Annotated in this window: 16 protein-coding genes; 3 read left to right on the plus strand and 13 right to left on the minus strand. The window is 73.6% G+C overall.

What is annotated here, in order from left to right; genetic code table 11:
* Positions 1-107 precede the first annotated feature (107 nt).
* A complete protein-coding gene (locus BJZ21_RS15875) occupies positions 108-1337 on the plus strand; it encodes a class I SAM-dependent methyltransferase (RefSeq protein ID WP_179664640.1) in 1230 nt (409 codons plus the stop codon).
* Between the two features lie 37 nt (positions 1338-1374).
* Here the strand turns inward: BJZ21_RS15875 and BJZ21_RS15880 are convergent, their stop codons facing one another.
* The 3 genes from BJZ21_RS15880 to BJZ21_RS15890 are packed head-to-tail and all read right to left on the minus strand — an operon-like array spanning position 1375 to position 3639.
* Positions 1375-2466 (minus strand): class I SAM-dependent methyltransferase, encoded by a 1092-nt coding sequence (locus BJZ21_RS15880; RefSeq protein WP_179664641.1) that lies wholly within the window; start codon positions 2464-2466, stop codon positions 1375-1377.
* Entirely contained in the window at positions 2453-3004 is a 552-nt protein-coding gene (rfbC, locus tag BJZ21_RS15885) for a dTDP-4-dehydrorhamnose 3,5-epimerase (RefSeq protein WP_179664642.1), read from the minus strand. Before rfbC ends, BJZ21_RS15880 begins: the two co-directional genes overlap by 14 nt.
* A gap of 2 nt (positions 3005-3006) precedes the next feature.
* On the minus strand, positions 3007-3639 hold the full coding sequence (locus BJZ21_RS15890; protein ID WP_179664643.1) for a PIG-L deacetylase family protein: 633 nt from the start codon (positions 3637-3639) through the stop codon (positions 3007-3009).
* Positions 3640-3838: 199 nt separating this feature from the next.
* Here BJZ21_RS15890 and BJZ21_RS15895 point away from each other — a divergent pair, with 199 nt between their 5' ends.
* A complete protein-coding gene (locus BJZ21_RS15895; protein WP_179664644.1) occupies positions 3839-4870 on the plus strand; it encodes an LCP family protein in 1032 nt (343 codons plus the stop codon).
* On the opposite strand, the gene BJZ21_RS15900 is transcribed toward BJZ21_RS15895, so the two are convergent.
* The 10 genes from BJZ21_RS15900 to BJZ21_RS15945 form a co-directional block, all read right to left on the minus strand.
* Complete coding sequence (locus BJZ21_RS15900) at positions 4863-5564, minus strand: lytic transglycosylase domain-containing protein (protein WP_343052173.1); 702 nt, start codon at positions 5562-5564, stop codon at positions 4863-4865. The genes BJZ21_RS15895 and BJZ21_RS15900 overlap by 8 nt on opposite strands.
* Positions 5565-5778: 214 nt before the next feature.
* Positions 5779-6159, minus strand: coding sequence for a hypothetical protein (locus BJZ21_RS15905; RefSeq protein WP_179664645.1), 381 nt, complete (start codon positions 6157-6159; stop codon positions 5779-5781).
* Positions 6160-6323: 164 nt separating this feature from the next.
* Positions 6324-6932, minus strand: a complete 609-nt coding sequence (locus tag BJZ21_RS15910) for an HAD family hydrolase (RefSeq protein WP_179664646.1) — start codon at positions 6930-6932, stop codon at positions 6324-6326.
* A gap of 110 nt (positions 6933-7042) precedes the next feature.
* The gene (locus tag BJZ21_RS15915) at positions 7043-7822 is read right to left on the minus strand and encodes an inositol monophosphatase family protein (protein WP_179664647.1); all 780 of its coding nucleotides are present in this window, start codon (positions 7820-7822) and stop codon (positions 7043-7045) included.
* Between the two features lie 25 nt (positions 7823-7847).
* The gene (gene pth / locus BJZ21_RS15920; protein ID WP_179664648.1) at positions 7848-8441 is read right to left on the minus strand and encodes an aminoacyl-tRNA hydrolase; all 594 of its coding nucleotides are present in this window, start codon (positions 8439-8441) and stop codon (positions 7848-7850) included.
* Positions 8442-8512: 71 nt separating this feature from the next.
* Positions 8513-9175: a 50S ribosomal protein L25/general stress protein Ctc gene (locus BJZ21_RS15925; RefSeq protein ID WP_179664649.1), complete on the minus strand. Its 663-nt coding sequence runs from the start codon at positions 9173-9175 to the stop codon at positions 8513-8515.
* Between the two features lie 242 nt (positions 9176-9417).
* Positions 9418-10041 carry a hypothetical protein gene (locus BJZ21_RS15930; protein WP_179661873.1) on the minus strand — a complete coding sequence of 208 codons (624 nt, stop codon included), beginning with the start codon at positions 10039-10041 and terminating at the stop codon, positions 9418-9420.
* 11 nt (positions 10042-10052) lie between these two features.
* Positions 10053-11423 (minus strand): scabin-related ADP-ribosyltransferase, encoded by a 1371-nt coding sequence (locus BJZ21_RS15935; protein ID WP_179664650.1) that lies wholly within the window; start codon positions 11421-11423, stop codon positions 10053-10055.
* Positions 11423-11716 carry a WXG100 family type VII secretion target gene (locus tag BJZ21_RS15940; protein ID WP_179664651.1) on the minus strand — a complete coding sequence of 98 codons (294 nt, stop codon included), beginning with the start codon at positions 11714-11716 and terminating at the stop codon, positions 11423-11425. Before BJZ21_RS15940 ends, BJZ21_RS15935 begins: the two co-directional genes overlap by 1 nt.
* On the minus strand, positions 11716-12036 hold the full coding sequence (locus BJZ21_RS15945; RefSeq protein WP_179664652.1) for a WXG100 family type VII secretion target: 321 nt from the start codon (positions 12034-12036) through the stop codon (positions 11716-11718). Before BJZ21_RS15945 ends, BJZ21_RS15940 begins: the two co-directional genes overlap by 1 nt.
* A gap of 101 nt (positions 12037-12137) precedes the next feature.
* On the opposite strand from BJZ21_RS15945, the gene pepN reads away from it, so the two are divergent.
* On the plus strand, positions 12138-14549 hold the full coding sequence (gene pepN / locus BJZ21_RS15950) for an aminopeptidase N (RefSeq protein WP_179664653.1): 2412 nt from the start codon (positions 12138-12140) through the stop codon (positions 14547-14549).
* Positions 14550-14675 lie beyond the last annotated feature (126 nt).

Genomic DNA, 14675 nt, shown 5'->3' on the forward strand with positions numbered 1-14675 from the left:
GTCACCCCACGACCGGGACCCGGCGCTGCCGGCCCCCCTAGCGTCGACCCCGTCCTTGGGCCACCCAACTTCCGTTGACACGGCCACCTGACCGAGAGGGGTCGGCGATGACCGCCGCCAAGTGCCGCCTGTGCGGCAGCGACCTGACGCAGACCTTCGTCGACCTCGGCATGTCGCCGCCGTGCGAGAGCTACCTGGAGGCCGACCAGCTCGACCGGGGCGAGACGTTCTACCCGCTCCACGTCCGGATCTGCTCCTCGTGCCTGCTGGTGCAGCTGCCGGCGTACCTCGCGGGCGAGGACATCTTCAGCCACTACGCCTACTTCTCCTCCTACTCCGACTCCTGGGTGGCCCACGCCAAGCGCTACGTCGAGGCCGCGGTCGAGCGCCTCGGGCTCGACGGGGACTCCTTCGTGGTCGAGGTGGCCAGCAACGACGGCTACCTCCTGCAGCACGTGCGCGACCGGGGGATTCGCTGCCTGGGCATCGAGCCGGCGGCGAACATCGCCGAGGTGGCCCGGGCCAAGGGCATCGACACCGTCTGCGAGTTCCTCGGGGAGGTCACGGGCACCGAGGTCGCCGCCACGCACGGCAAGGCCGACCTGGTGGCGGCCAACAACGTCTTCGCGCACGTGCCGGACATCGTCGACTTCGCCAAGGGGCTGCGCGCGCTGCTCAAGGACGACGGAACCGCGACGATCGAGATCCCGCACCTGCTGCGGCTGATCGACGACCGTCTCTACGACACGATCTACCACGAGCACTACTCCTACCTGTCGCTGATCACGACGCAGCGGGTGCTCGCCGAGGCCGGTCTCACGGTCGTCGACGTGCAGGAGCTCTCCACGCACGGCGGGTCGCTGCGGACCTGGTCGATGCCGACCGAGCACGCGACGCCGCAGAGCGACCGGGTCGCGCAGGTCCTGCGTGACGAGCGGGAGGCCGGGCTCGACACCGTGGCGGGTCACGCCGGCTTCGCCGACGTGGTCAGCGCCGCCCGCGACGACCTCGTGGAGTTCCTGATCGCCGCCCGACGCGACGGACGCACCGTGGCCGGCTACGGCGCGCCAGGCAAGGGCAACACGCTGCTCAACCACGCTGGTGTCCGCGAGGACCTGCTCGACTACACCGTCGACCGCAGCACGTTCAAGCAGGGGATGTTCCTCCCCGGGACACACATCCCGATCCACCCGCCGGAGAAGCTGGCCGAGACGCGGCCCGACTACATCCTCATCCTCCCGTGGAACCTTCGCGAAGAGATCACTGCCCAGCTGGAGTACACCCGGGAGTGGGGCGCTCGACTGGTGGTGCCGCTCCCGCGACTCGAGGTCTTCTGAGCCGCTGGGCACATCAGGCGACGCTCACCGGGCGCGCTCACCGGGCGCCGTAGACCACCCAGCGGTCGGCCAACCGCGGCCAGGTGTCCCGCAGCTCCTCCTCGAGATCGGGGAGCATCAGCAGGATGCGGTCCGGGTCCGCGGCCATCAGCGCCTCGGGCGCCACGATCGGGATCCGCGTGCCGGGCATCCTGCGGCCCTGCTTGGCCGGCGCCCCGTCCACGATGCCGCTGACCGCGCCCGGTGGCAGGTCGGCGGCGGCGAGCACCGCGACGGCCCTGGACCCGGCCCCGTACAGCCAGGCACCTCCGCGCTGATCGGCCACCCACGACCGGAGCCAGGCGACGTCGCGATCCAGTGCGGCTGCCAGCAGCGCCATCGCCGTGGGATCCAGGACGCCGGCGGCGCACTCGGCGCGCTCCAGGTCCTCGACCGCCGTCGCCTCGGCGACGGGACCGGCACCGCTGCGCGAGGCCAGGAGCAGGACCGAACCGCTGTACAGGGAGTAGCTGCGGGCCGCGAACACCGACAACCCTGCGTCGGCCAGCAGGCGCCGCGCGGCGGGCACGCTGTGGTAGGCGAAGTGGCCGTGTCGCAGCGCGTTCCACTCTCGACGGCGAAGCGTGCACGCGTAGCTCGGGAACTGCAGCAGCAGCGTCCCGTCCTCGGAGAGCGCCTCGGCGCGCGCCCGCAGAGCGGCGGCCTGGTCGCGATCGTGCATCAGCCCGTAGACGTCGACGACCACCTCTGCCCGGGTCCCCGTCGCCGGCCGGAAGCCGGCCTCGCGCAGGGCATCCCCCCACGAGCCGCCATGCGGGCTCGCGAACTCAATGAACTCGGCCGGGCGCAGCAGGCCGCTGCGGACGAGCTCTCCCACGGCGTCGTGAGCCTGGCTGACCGCCGCGCGCGGCTCGATCGCTCGAGGCTCGTCGGGAACCGTGGTGTCGTCGAGCAGCTGCGCCAGGCCGCAGTCCGCGCACCACCACATGACGAGCGGGTGACGCGGGTCCGGCCCAGGGTCCGAGGCGAGCGGGAAGTGGTCGGCGGCCGGTTGATCGCCGAGGTCCAGGACGACCTCGCCGCTGGCCGACCGGCAGCCCCGGCAGCGCGGGGCCTCAGCCGCGGACATCGCCGGCGAGGAGATCGCGCCAGGAGCCGGCCGACCGGTCCCGGGGGCTGAGGATCCCCGCCGGCAGTGGCCAACCGATGGCGAGGTCTGCGTCGTCGTGCCGGACCGAGAGGTCCTCGGCCGGGTCGTGCGGCCGGTCGATGCGGTAGCAGATGTCGGCGACCCCGCTGAGCACCTGGAACCCGTGGAGGAAGCCGCGCGGGACGTAGAGCAGGCAGAAGTCCTCGTCGTCGAGCCGGAAGGCCTGGTGCTGCCCGAACGTCGGCGAGTCGGGCCGGGCGTCCACGATCACGTCGAGGATCGCGCCGTGCGCACACCGGACCAGCTTGGCCTCGCCAGCCCCATTACGGCCGTGCAGGCCCCGCAGAGTCCCGTGCGCCGACCGCGACTGCGAGTCCTGCACGAACGCTGCCGGGTCCAGCCCCGCCGACGCCACCACCTCCGCGTCGAAGGTACGGGTGAAGAAACCACGCTCGTCCCGGTGCGGAGAGGGCCGGAACAGCAGCACATCGGCGAGGCTCGTGTGCTCGACGCGCATCGTCACACCTCCACCAGGGCCTTGGCCACGTGGAAGGCCTCGGCATAGGGCCGGCGGCACTCCATGCCGCGCAACCGCATCAGGCCGAGGAAGACCTCCTCGTCCCACCAGTCATGGGGGTGCTGACTGGGGAAGTGGCGCTTGAGCAGGGACACCTTGCGCTGCGCCTGCTCCCGGGTGAGCCCGACGTAGTGGGACGGCGTCCCCATGTCGCCGTCCCACTTGGGGATCTCGAAGTGCAGCACCAGGGCGTCGCGCCACACCGTAGTCACCATGACGCCCAGGGTGCGGTGATCCTGGTGGGCGTCGTCGACGCGGTGCGTGAGCACCAGCTGCGGCCGGCACCGGCGGGCGATGTCCTCCAGGTGCTCCTTCGCGGCCTCCCAGTGGGTGGGCAGGCGGCCGTCGGGGAGGGCGGCGAAGTGCGTCGTCACCTCGGGGCAGATCTCCTCGAGCGCGCCGGTCGACTCCGCGACCCGGTCCGGCGTACCGGTGAGGACGGCCACGGTCAGCTCGAGCTCCGCTCGTTCTGTCAGCCGCAGCAGGGTCCCGCCGCAGCCGATCTCGATGTCATCCGGATGGGCGCCCACGCACAGCACGTGCAGGGGGCCGTCGGGCAGTCGAAGTGCATCCATCGCTGCGGATCATTCCCCGACGCCGCCTCGCGGCTGCGGTCTTCTCGTGACACATACCCCAAATCGGGGCACCACTGCGAGGCGCGCCGGCCACCGCCGGTCCCGGTCGCAGGCTCACGACCAGGCCACGGTGCCCAGTTGTGGGGATCTGCCCGTCCGGTGCCCCTCGCGGACCACACCCTCCGATGAGAGTCGACGCATGGCGGCGCGACGAGGAGTACGACGGGCGCTCGTCGGCCTACTCGTCTGTGCGGCGCTGCTGGGGGCGGCCGCCGGCGCCGGTGTGCTGTGGCTGCAGCACCGCTTGACCGGCAACATCGACCGGGTCGACGCCGTCTTCACCGGGCTGCAGCACCGGCCCTCACGACCCGCTGGCCCGGCGCGCCGAGCCGTGAACATCCTGCTCCTCGGAACGGACCGACGCTCGGAGGTGCCCACCACGGGTAGCCTGGCGCGCGCACCCGCCTGGCTACCGGGCGAGCAGCGCAGCGACACGATCATGGTGGTCCACATCGACGCCGACCGCCGGGGTGCCTCCGTCATCTCGATCCCGCGCGACAGCTGGGTCCAGGTGCCCGGCTACGGGTCGGCGAAGATCAACGCCGCCTTCTCGTTCGCCGGCCCCAGCCTCGCGGTGGCGACCGTCGAACAGCTCACCGGCCTGCGCATCGACCACCTCGCCATCGTGGACTGGTCGGGTTTCGCGGATCTCACCGATGCGGTCGGCGGCGTGACGGTCACTGTGCCGAGCACGGTCACCGACTCGGCCCGCGGCATCACCTGGACGGAGGGAACGCACACGCTGGACGGCGAGCAGGCGCTCGCGTACGTCGGCGAGCGCTACGGCCTGCCGGGTGGGGACCTGGACCGGGTGCGCCGCCAGCAGAACTTCCTCCGCCTGCTGATGGAGAGCAGCCTGCACCAGGAGATGCAGGTGGACCCGAAGATGCTCTACGACTTCCTCGACACCGTCACCAGGCACCTCACCGTCGACTCGGGCTGGTCCACGGACGACATGGCCAAGCTGGCGCTGTCGATGCACAGCCTGCGCAGTGCCGACATCCGCTACCTCACCGCGCCGGTGGCCGGGCTCGGCTGGGCCGGCGACCAGAGCATCGTCCGGCTCGACCACCGCGGGAACGCCCGGCTGTGGGCCGCCGTCCGCGACGACCGGGTCGCCCCGTGGGTCGACCGGCACCCCGCCCTGGAGACACCGCCGGTGGTCAACTGACCGCGGCGGCGTACGCCGAGGCCGCGGCGTACACCTCGTCGACGTAGGCGTCGCTGTGGTTGTAGGCCAGCACGGCCTTCTCCCAGCCGACCGTGGTGCCCAGGTCGCCGCCACTCGCGCACAGGTAGCGCGCGGTCCCGGCGGCCGCGTCGTCGAGGTCGAGCACGTCGGCGCGCCCGTCGCCGTCACCGTCGCTGGCCCAGCGGGCCCAGGTCGACGGCAGGAACTGCATCGGCCCCACCGCGTGCTCCCACACGGTGTCGCCGTGCAGCGCCGCGGAGCCGGGGGTGGCCCGGATCGCGGCGAACCGGCCGTGCCCGTCCAGGGCCGGCCCGAGGATCGGGGAGCTCGACCGACCGTCGGCATGCAGGGTCCGGCCGCCCAGGGTGCCGTGCCGCGACTCGACCCAGCCGATGCCGGCGAGCGTGGTCCAGCCGACGTGGCAGCCTGGTGGGGCGCCGCGCTGGCCCCGCGCGTAGGCGCGGACCGCCGGCGCGGGGATCCCGGTACGCCGCGCCAGCACCGCCACCCGGCGCCCGGCCGGAGGCGGGACCCGCAGCTCGTCGACGTGACGCCGTGAGGACGCGTGCAACCCCCGAGCGGTCGCCCCACGGTCGTGCGCGGACATCGCGAAGCCGGCCCCGGTCACGACGGCCAGCGAGACGGCCAACCCGGCGACGAACCGCCCGCTCACGCGATGGGGAGCGGGGCCGGGAGCATGGATCGAGTATCTCCGGCCGGTGTCCCGGTCGGGCTTCCGGGCCCCACCCAGCCCGAGGGCCGGCGGTGGATCATCCCCCGTTCCGGGGCGGGTTCGGTGGCTCACTCACCGCCGGGGCGTGGACGCGCGGCGTGGCGGCCGGCCGACCGGGCAGCGGGACCGGCCGTCCACCGGACCGGCCCGGTGGTCAGGCGCCTCGCGGCAGACGCTGGGCCCGGACGACGGGGCGGACGTAGCGGTAGGCCCACGTCTCGGCGCCGCGGCCGGCCGGCACCCAGCCGTCCGCCTCGAGCCAGCGTCTGAGGTGCTCCAGGGCCCGTTCCCACCCCGGGGTGAACGCATCCTCGGGATCCAGCTCGTCGGGGTCGACGAACCGGGGGAAGGTCTCCCCGTGGACCACCTGCCGGGTCGGGCGGCCGTCAGGGGCCCAGACCCGTCCCACGAAGCGCAGGTAGGCGTTGTCCGAGCCGGTGGCGACCGGGGCCATCAGGCCGGCCCACCAGGACTGGTCCCCCGCGTCCTCGAGCTCGATCTCCAGGTACTGCCAGACGTCTGTACGGCGGCGCATCGTTCCTCCCCGTCGGGGCCGGGCACCCGCTCCCGGCCGTGCGGGGTCCAGCCTGCGCGGGCCGTCTGGCGCGGCGGCAGGGCCGAACGTCGCAGATTCGGCGCCGGACCGGCCAGCGGTCACGCCCGTACGCCGAGGAGCCGGCCCCGGAGTCGGCCCAAGAGTCAGGCCAGGGTCAGCCCGTAGGTGGACAGCCGGCGCCGCAGCAGCTCCGGGCCGTCGTCGAGCCGCCAGTGCTCGGCGGCGAGACCGCACTCGAGGGCGGCCACGACGTTCGGCTCGTGGTCGTCCACGAACAGCACCTCCGGCGCCGAGCAGCCGAGCCGGTCGAGCACCCGGCAGAAGAAGTCGGGCTCGGGCTTGGCCGCCCCGAGCTCGCAGGAGAAGAAGCAGGCGTCGAAGAGGTCGGCGTACCCGAGCTCGTCGCGCATGTACGCCGCCCGGTGCGCCTCCTGGTTGGTGCCGAGGTGGACCGCGCAGCCGGCGTCGCGCAGCGCGTGCACCAGGGCCACCGAGGTCGGTTCGACCTGGACCGAGCACCACACCGCGCGGTGCAGCTCGCGCGCGGTGCCGGACAGGCCGAAGTCGGCCAGCCGGCCGCCCATCGCCTCGAGGAAGTCGCCGCCACCCCGCAGGCACGGCTGCTCGTCCTCGGCCACCGCGACGAGGAACTCCTGGGCGCGGAGGCCCAGGTGCGGCTCGAGCGCGGCGACCCACCCCCCGGGCACGCGCTGCATGACACCGTCGGCGTCGAGCAGCACGTGCTTGATCATCGGCGCAGCCTAGCCCCCGCCGGGCGGACGGTGGTCGATTCCGGCCGGCGCTTCACCGGCCTGCGGCACGCCACCGACCCCACCGGTCCCCGGCCGGCTCGCACCAGGGCTCAGTCGGTGCCGTGCTTGCGGACGAACGCGACGATCTGGTCGCCGAGCTCGGGCCGGCACACGATCAGGTCGGGCAGCGAGACGTTCTCGCGGTTGTACTCCAGCGGGCTGCCGTCCACGCGCGAGGTGAACAGCCCCGCCGCCCGGGCCACGGCCACCGGCGCCGCGGAGTCCCACTCGTACTGGCCCCCGGCGTGCACGTAGGCGTCGGTCACGTCGCGGGTCACCGAGATGACCTTGACCCCGGCCGAGCCCATCGGCACCAGCTCGGCACCGATCTCGTCGGCCAGCGCCTGCACGAACGCCGGCGGGCGGGTGCGCGACACGGCGATCCGGGGACGCTCGGAGCTGCGCGGAGGTACGACGGGCGGCCGGCCGGTGTTGAAGGTCTCCCCCAGCGCCGGCTGGGCGACCGCCCCGGCGACGAGGTCGCCGTCCTGCCACAGGGCGACGTGGACCGCCCAGTCCTCCCGCGGCGGCTCCGAGAACTCCCGGGTGCCGTCGAGCGGGTCGACGATCCACACCCGGCTCTTCCCCAGCCGGACCTTGTCGTCCTTGCCCTCCTCGGAGAGGACGGCGTCGTCGGGCCGGTGCTCGGCGAGCAGCCCCATCAGGAGCTCGTGGGCGGCGCGGTCGCCGGCGTCCTTGAGCTCCTTGCCCTCCAGGCCCTCGGCGCGGACCTCGAGCAGTCGCTCCCCGGCGACAGTGGCGAGCCAGGTGGCGAGGACGTGGTCGTCGGTGGCCGCCTCGGCGGGCGGGGTGCCGGGTTCGAAAGTCACGCCCGCCACCCTAGCGAGACTCGGCTCAGCTGTTGAAACGCTGCTGGGCGCGCTCGAGGCCCTCGGTGATGAGGGTCTCCACGGCGTCGGCGGCGTGGTCGACCTGGAACGGCAGCTCCTTGCGCTCCACGCTGGAGTAGTTCGACAGCACGAAGTCCGCCACGTCCTGGCGTCCCGGGGGCCGGCCGATGCCGGCGCGCACCCGGTGGAAGTCCCCGGTGCCCAGCGAGGAGCGCATCGAGCGCAGCCCGTTGTGGCCGTTGTCGCCCCCGCCGAGCTTGCAGCGCAGCGTGCCGAAGGCGATGTCGAGCTCGTCGTGGATCGCGATGACGCGCTCGGGCGGGATCTTGTAGAAGGTGGTCAGCGCCTTGACCGGTCCGCCGACCTCGTTCATGTAGGACCGGGGCCGGGCCAGCACCACCCGGGGACCCGGCGTACCGGGGGCGCCCAGGCGGCCCTCGACGACGTCGGCGCGCCCGGACTTGTGCGCGCGCAGGGACGAGCCCATCCGCCGGGCCAGCTCGTCGACCACGAGGTAGCCGATGTTGTGCCGGTGCCCGGCATAGGCAGGGCCGGGATTCCCCAGCCCCACGACGAGCCACACGTCGGTGTCTGTCATGGCTGCGGAATCCCGGCCCTCTCTGCGTTCTCGGGGTCCTCGCGCTGCTCGACGGGCGAGCAGGCGCAGGATCACTCCTCGGAGGAGCCGTCGCCCTCGCTCGCCTCGGCCGCAGCCTCGGCGTCGGACTCCTCGCGCTCGATGCCGGCCTCGGCCTCGGCCTCCTCCAGCTCGGCCTCGACCTGCTCGGTGGTCGGCGCGTTGCTGATGTGGACGACCAGCGCCTCGGGGTCGGTCAGCAGGGTGGAGCCGGAGGGCAGGCTCAGGTCGGAGGCGTGGATCTGGGTGCCGGCCTCGGCGCCCTCGATCGAGACCTCGATCCACTCGGGGATGTGGGTGGCCTCGGCCTCGACCTCGACGGTCTGCTGCTCGACGGTGACCAGGGTCTGCCGGGCGGCGTCGCCGACGAGGTGGATGCCGACCTCGACGTGGACCTTCTCGCCGCGCTTCACGGCGACGAAGTCGACGTGCTCGATGTGGCGGGTGATCGGGTCGATCTGGACCTGCTTGGTCAGCGCGAGGTGGGTGTTGCCGTCGATCTCGACCTCGAGCAGCGCGTTGGTGCCGCCGTGCTTGAGCGCCAGCATCGTGGCGTGGCCCGGGAGCGTGATGTGGGTCGGCTCGTTGCCGTGGCCGTAGACGACGGCGGGGATCTTGTCCTCGCGGCGGATGCGGCGGGCCGCGCCCTTGCCGAACTCCGTGCGGGCCTCGGCGGTGATCTTCTCGGCGGACATGCGACTTCTCCTCGTGACCTTCGGTTCTCCTGGAAGCGGTGCGGTGGCCCCGGCCGGCGGCGGTCCACACGTGCACTGCGCACATGAAAAGGGCCGCGCACTCGTCTCGAGCAGCGCGGCGCACCAGTGGTCCTGCCAGCCCTGTCGATCACGGAGCTCCCGAGTCCGGGACTCCCTCGCCGAGGCAACCGCAGCAGTCTAGCCGCGCGCACGCCAGCACGCGAATCGTCCCGGCGGGGCGTTCAGGAGCCCGCCTGCTCCGAGGGCCGGTAGTGCGGGTTCTCGACGAAGTCACCGAGGATCACCCCGTCCGGCCCCACCTTCCAGGCGCCCTCGATCGCCTCCGGGGGGACCTCGCCGTCGGGGTCGCGGCCGCCCGCGATGACGTACACCCAGGCTCCCGGGTTGTCGCGGGCCTCGGCGACCTCCCTCGGGGTCGGCCGACGGCCGCTTCGCGCCTGCTCGGGGACGCCCCGGTAAGCATCGAACCACCGCTGCTGCTCGGCGCAGCTCACGACGTCGGCGTCCGGCGCGGCGCCGACCAGCACGTCGGTGGTCTCGGGCTGCTCGGGGGTCGGACGCTCGGGAAGCACGTAGGCGAGCCGCCCGCCGCGCGCCTCGCGCAGCATGCCCGACGCATGCACGTTGCGCCGCGCGCCGTTGACCCACAGCAGGCCGCCGGCGTCCTCAACCTGCCGGCGCAGCCCGGTCAGCGCGTCGAGGACGTCGGCTCCCTCCGCCCCGACCGGGTCATGACCCTCGAGGTCCAGCGAGAGGCGCACGCGGTCGCCGACCTCCACGCCGAGCCGGCCGACGGCGAACTGGTCGCCCACGCGAACGGGGACGGTGAGGCTCTCGGTCGTCATGTTCCTCATCCTCAGGGGAGGTACGCCGGGTTCGGGATCCAGCCCTCGGGGCCCCACACGCCCTCGACGGCCTCGCCGGGGATGCCCCCCGGAACGGCGATCTCATTCTCCCACGGGAAGGGAGAGCTCTCGCCGAGGGTCGCGTTGACGTCGATCCCCTCGGCCTGCGCCTGGTAGATGTAGTCGGACCTGATCTGGCCGGCGAAGTTCTCGGCGGACTCCATGCTGTGCGTCGTCGACACGAAGTTGGAGTTGGCCGGGTTCATCGTGACGTGCTCGGTGAGGTCGGTGTTGCTGCCCTTGGGCTGGAAGCCGTCGCGGAAGATCGTCTCCGGGTCACGGGTGTCGGCGCGGAAGACCTGCCGCGGCCCCGTGGTCGCGCCATCGGCGCCGCCCTCGGTCCCCTCGACGGCCGTGACCTCGGCCAGCTCGGGCTCGGCGGCCTCGAAGGGTGCCAGGCCGGACTTGATGTCGACCGCGGTGGTGGCCACATCACCGGCCACCGCAGCCCCCTCCCCGGCGGCCTCGGCGCACACCGTCAGCACGCCGGCCACCTCCTCGGCGCCGGCGGCCACCTCCGCCGAGGCCGCGGCCGCCGCGGCGGCATCCGAGCCGCCGAAGGTCACGAGCGTCAGCCCGATTCCCACCACGGCGGTGATCGCCAGCCCGGCCAGCACACCCTCCATGATGTGGGTGCTCTGCTCGCGGGCGCTGTCGACGTGGTCGGCGTACCGCGCGCACGCCTGGCCGAGCGAGGAGTACTGGCGGGACAGCTGACCCACGAGATCGCCGAGCCGACGGACCGCGGCCTGGGCGTGCGGCGCCTCGGGCGTGCGCTGCGCCCCCAGCAGCGCCACCGCCTCGTCGCACTGGCCCGTGACCGTCATCAGGCTGCGCGCCGCGTCCTGCCACGCCTGCCCGGCCGACCTGAGCTCTCCGGTGTCGGCGTTCGGCCAGACCAGGCCCTCCGCGTGGTCCAGCACGTAGTGCCACCAGTCCGGGCTCTCACCGCTGCCGCCCATGGCCGACGGGGGCGAGAAGGCCGTAACCCGTGCTCCGGCGCCACTCGGGGGCGGCGGCGCGGTCCCGCCCCCGCGCCGGGAGGCCGCCTCCGCCGCCCCGTGGTTGTGGGCCGCGGTGGCCACCAGCGCGGACAGACGGTGGAACGACGTGGCCAGGCCGGCGCCGGCACCGGCCGCGGACCCCGCCGCGACGTCGTACGACGTCGCGAAGCCCTGGCCACCCGAGTCGGTGCCGGCCATCGCGGCCGACGACGCCAGCGCCGCGCGCAGGTTGTCCAGGGTCTGCTCCACCCACTGACCGGCGTCGCGCAGCGGGTCGGCCGCACGGGTGTAGCCCGCCGGCTCGACCTCGAGCCGCATCAGACCAACCCGTCCAGCATGCGCAGGTTGCACGCGACGGCCGCGGAGTAGTTCGCGTGCGCCGTCCGCCCGGCGGCCTGCATCTCCGCGAGCCCGGCGCGCATCCACGCCAGCCCCTCGCGCAGCCGGTGGTGCGCTGCGAGCTGGGCGGTCGCGGCTTCGCCGGTCCACACGGTGCGCAGGGTCGCGATCTCCCGCTCCAGGTTGGCGATCTGCCGGGCGAGGGCGGCGTCGAAGGCCCCGATGTCGCCCACGAGGTCAGCCAGCCCGCCCAGGTCGACCAGGAAGCTCATCAGCCGCGGCCGCCCAGCCGGGAGGCGATCGCCTGCATCGACCCCCCCACGGCGGCGTCGGAGTCCGCGAACCGCTGGTTGGCCTGCGCGATCAGCGCGGCCATGGACGCGACGGACCCAAGCACCTCCTGCGCACCCGCCGCCCACTCCTCGTAGCCGTCGGCGAAGGCCGCGGCGGCCTCGCCCTGCCACCCGGTGCCGAGGAACCCGCGGGCCCGGGCGTCCAGCCTGCGTCCCGCCACGGTCAGCTCGTCGAAGACCGTCGAGACGGCCGAGACGGCGCGGTCCAGGGTGGCGTGCTCGAGCGCCAGGTCGTCCACGCTTGCCTCCCGAGGATGTGCGGTGCCACGGCTCCTACCCACGCCCCCCGGCCTCAAACACCCGTCGCGATCCCCGTTGACGCGGCTGGCAGGGTGGTCCCGTGAGCCTCACCCTCGACGAAGCCCGTGCCCGCGCCGACGTCGTCTCCGACGTCTCCTACGAGATCGACCTGGACCTCACCGGCGGCGGCCCGACGTACGGCTGCCGGACCACGATCCGCTTCCGCGCGGCCGCGGCCGAGACGTTCCTGGAGCTGACCGACGCCAGCGACCTGCGTCTGGTCGTGGACGGACGGCCGGTCGAGTCCCCGTCGTACGACGGGCGCCGGATCCTGCTCACGGGGCTGGCCGGCGACACCGAGGTGGTCGTCGAGGCCCGGGTCCCCTACGTCACCGACGGCGACGGCATGCACACCACGACCGACCCCGCGGACGGCGAGCGGTACGTCTCGGCGTACCTCTCCCTCGACATCGCGCAGCGGGTCTTCCCCTGCTTCGACCAGGTCGACCTCAAGGGCCCGATCACGCTCGCGGTCACCGCCGACCCGCGCTGGACGGTGATCGCCAACGGGCGGGTCGCCTCGCGCGACGGCGGCCGCTGGAGCTTCGCCACCACCCCGCGCATCTGCCCGTCGCTGTTCGTGGTCTGCGCCGGCCCGTGGCACTCGGTGACCTGGGAGCACGCCGGACTTCCGTTCGGCTGGCACGCCCGCAAGTCCCTGGCGGCCGAGCTGGACCGCGACGCCGAGGAGCTGAAGCGCACGACGACCGACTGCTTCGACCACTACGCGGAGCTGTTCGACGAGCCCTACCCGTTCGACTCCTACGACCAGCTGTTCGGACCGGGTCACAACTGGGGCGCGATGGAGACGCCGGGCTGCGTGACCTACCGCGACGAGATGCTGCCGCGCGGCCGGGTCACCGACGACCAGCGCAGCCGACGGGCGACCGTGATCGCCCACGAGATGGCGCACATGTGGTTCGGCAACCTCGTGACCATGCGCTGGTGGGAGGACACCTGGCTCAACGAGAGCTTCGCCGACTACATGGGCTACCGGGTCGCCGAGGCCGGCGCCGGCTTCGCCGGGACGCTGGTCGCCCACGAGGCGAGCCGCAAGCCGGGGGCGTACGTCGCCGACGAGCGCCGCTCCACCCACCCGGTGGCGCCGTTCCCCGAGGACGTGCCCGACGTGGACAGCGCGTTCACGAACTTCGACGCGATCTCCTACGCCAAGGGCAACTCGTGCCTGCGCCAGCTCGTCACCTGGCTCGGCGACGAGGACTTCCTCGCCGGCGTGAACACCCACCTGACCGCGCACCGGTTCGGCAACGCCACCCTCGACGACCTGGTCGGCGCGCTGGACGCCGCCTCGCCGCGCGACGTCCGGGAGTGGGCGGAGCTGTGGCTGCGGCGCTCGGGCTTCGACACGATCGCGGTCGAGTGCGGCGAGGACGGGGTGCCGGTGCTGGTCCGGGACGGGGTGCGGCCGCACCGGTTCCGGGTGACCGCCTTCCACGAGGACGGCCGCGAGGCGGGCAGCCGCCTGGTCGACCTCGAGGACCGGCCGGTGCGGCTGCCCGAGTGGGCCGGGCTGGCCGTGGTCCCGAACAGTCACGGCGAGACCTTCGCCCGGCTTCGCCTGGACCCGGGCACGACGGCCTTCGTGCGCGAGCACCTCTCGTCCCTCGACGACGACCTGGTGCGCACGGTGCTGTGGGCCCACGCGTTCGACGAGGTCCGCACCGGCGCGCTGCCGCTGGCGTCGTACGTCGAGCTCGTCTCGCGTCACCTCGGCGCCGAGCCGCACCCGACCCTGGTCGCCTCCATCCTCGACCGGACCCTGGGCCCGGTCCGGGCACGCACCGCCTCCGCGGCCCAGGTGCCCGGGCTGGTCGACGCGGTGGCGGCCGCCTGCGCCGCCGGCCTGGCCTGCCGCCCCGACGAGCAGCGGGCGATCGCCCTCACCCGCGGCCTGGCCGCGACCTCGCGCGACGCGGGCCTGTTGGGCTCCTGGCTCGCGGCCGGCCGTAGCGACACCGGCGTCGACCTCGACCCGGCGCTGCGCTGGCACGTGGTGACCCGGCTGTGCGCGCTCGGCGCCCTGGACGCCGACGGCGTCGAGGCCGAACGGGTGCGTGACGGCTCGCTGGCCGGCGACCTCGGCGCCGCCCGGGCGCTGGCGGCCCGGCCCACCGCCGAGGCCAAGGCGACGGCCTGGGCGAGGATGCTCGAGCCGGAGGTGTCCAACCGGGTGTTCGAGGCCTGCGCGGCCGGGCTGTGGGACCCCGAGCGGGTCGACCTGTGCACGTCGTACGTCGACGCCTACCTCGAGCAGGCACCCGCCGTTGCCGCCCGCCGGGGCCAGGGGTTCTCACTGGTCGTCGGCCGGGCGTTCCCGGCCCTGGAGGTCTCCCCCGCCCAGCGCGACCGGCTGGCCGCACTGCTCGCGTCCGGCTCGGTGCCGACCGTGCTCGCCCGGCTCTGGAACGACCACCTCGACGACCTGGACTGATCCGCCGAGTCGGCGCTCGTTGACACCCGGATCACGCCGAGTCGGCGCTCGTTGGCACCTCGAGCCCACTCGGAGCGCCGAGTCGGCGTCAATTGACGGCGACTCGGCGTACGGCGGGGGTGGTCA

The organism is Nocardioides panaciterrulae (genome assembly GCF_013409645.1).
Classification (GTDB): Bacteria; Actinomycetota; Actinomycetes; order Propionibacteriales; family Nocardioidaceae; genus Nocardioides; species Nocardioides panaciterrulae.

Coding starts and splice junctions, on each gene's coding strand:
- BJZ21_RS15875 (WP_179664640.1), top strand. CDS start 108: ATGACCGCCGCCAAGTGCCGCCTGTGCGGCAGCGACCTGACGCAGACC.
- BJZ21_RS15880 (WP_179664641.1), bottom strand. CDS start 2,466: ATGTCCGCGGCTGAGGCCCCGCGCTGCCGGGGCTGCCGGTCGGCCAGC.
- rfbC (WP_179664642.1), bottom strand. CDS start 3,004: ATGCGCGTCGAGCACACGAGCCTCGCCGATGTGCTGCTGTTCCGGCCC.
- BJZ21_RS15890 (WP_179664643.1), bottom strand. CDS start 3,639: ATGGATGCACTTCGACTGCCCGACGGCCCCCTGCACGTGCTGTGCGTG.
- BJZ21_RS15895 (WP_179664644.1), top strand. CDS start 3,839: ATGGCGGCGCGACGAGGAGTACGACGGGCGCTCGTCGGCCTACTCGTC.
- BJZ21_RS15905 (WP_179664645.1), bottom strand. CDS start 6,159: ATGCGCCGCCGTACAGACGTCTGGCAGTACCTGGAGATCGAGCTCGAG.
- BJZ21_RS15910 (WP_179664646.1), bottom strand. CDS start 6,932: ATGATCAAGCACGTGCTGCTCGACGCCGACGGTGTCATGCAGCGCGTG.
- pth (WP_179664648.1), bottom strand. CDS start 8,441: ATGACAGACACCGACGTGTGGCTCGTCGTGGGGCTGGGGAATCCCGGC.
- BJZ21_RS15925 (WP_179664649.1), bottom strand. CDS start 9,175: ATGTCCGCCGAGAAGATCACCGCCGAGGCCCGCACGGAGTTCGGCAAG.
- BJZ21_RS15930 (WP_179661873.1), bottom strand. CDS start 10,041: ATGACGACCGAGAGCCTCACCGTCCCCGTTCGCGTGGGCGACCAGTTC.
- BJZ21_RS15935 (WP_179664650.1), bottom strand. CDS start 11,423: ATGCGGCTCGAGGTCGAGCCGGCGGGCTACACCCGTGCGGCCGACCCG.
- BJZ21_RS15940 (WP_179664651.1), bottom strand. CDS start 11,716: ATGAGCTTCCTGGTCGACCTGGGCGGGCTGGCTGACCTCGTGGGCGAC.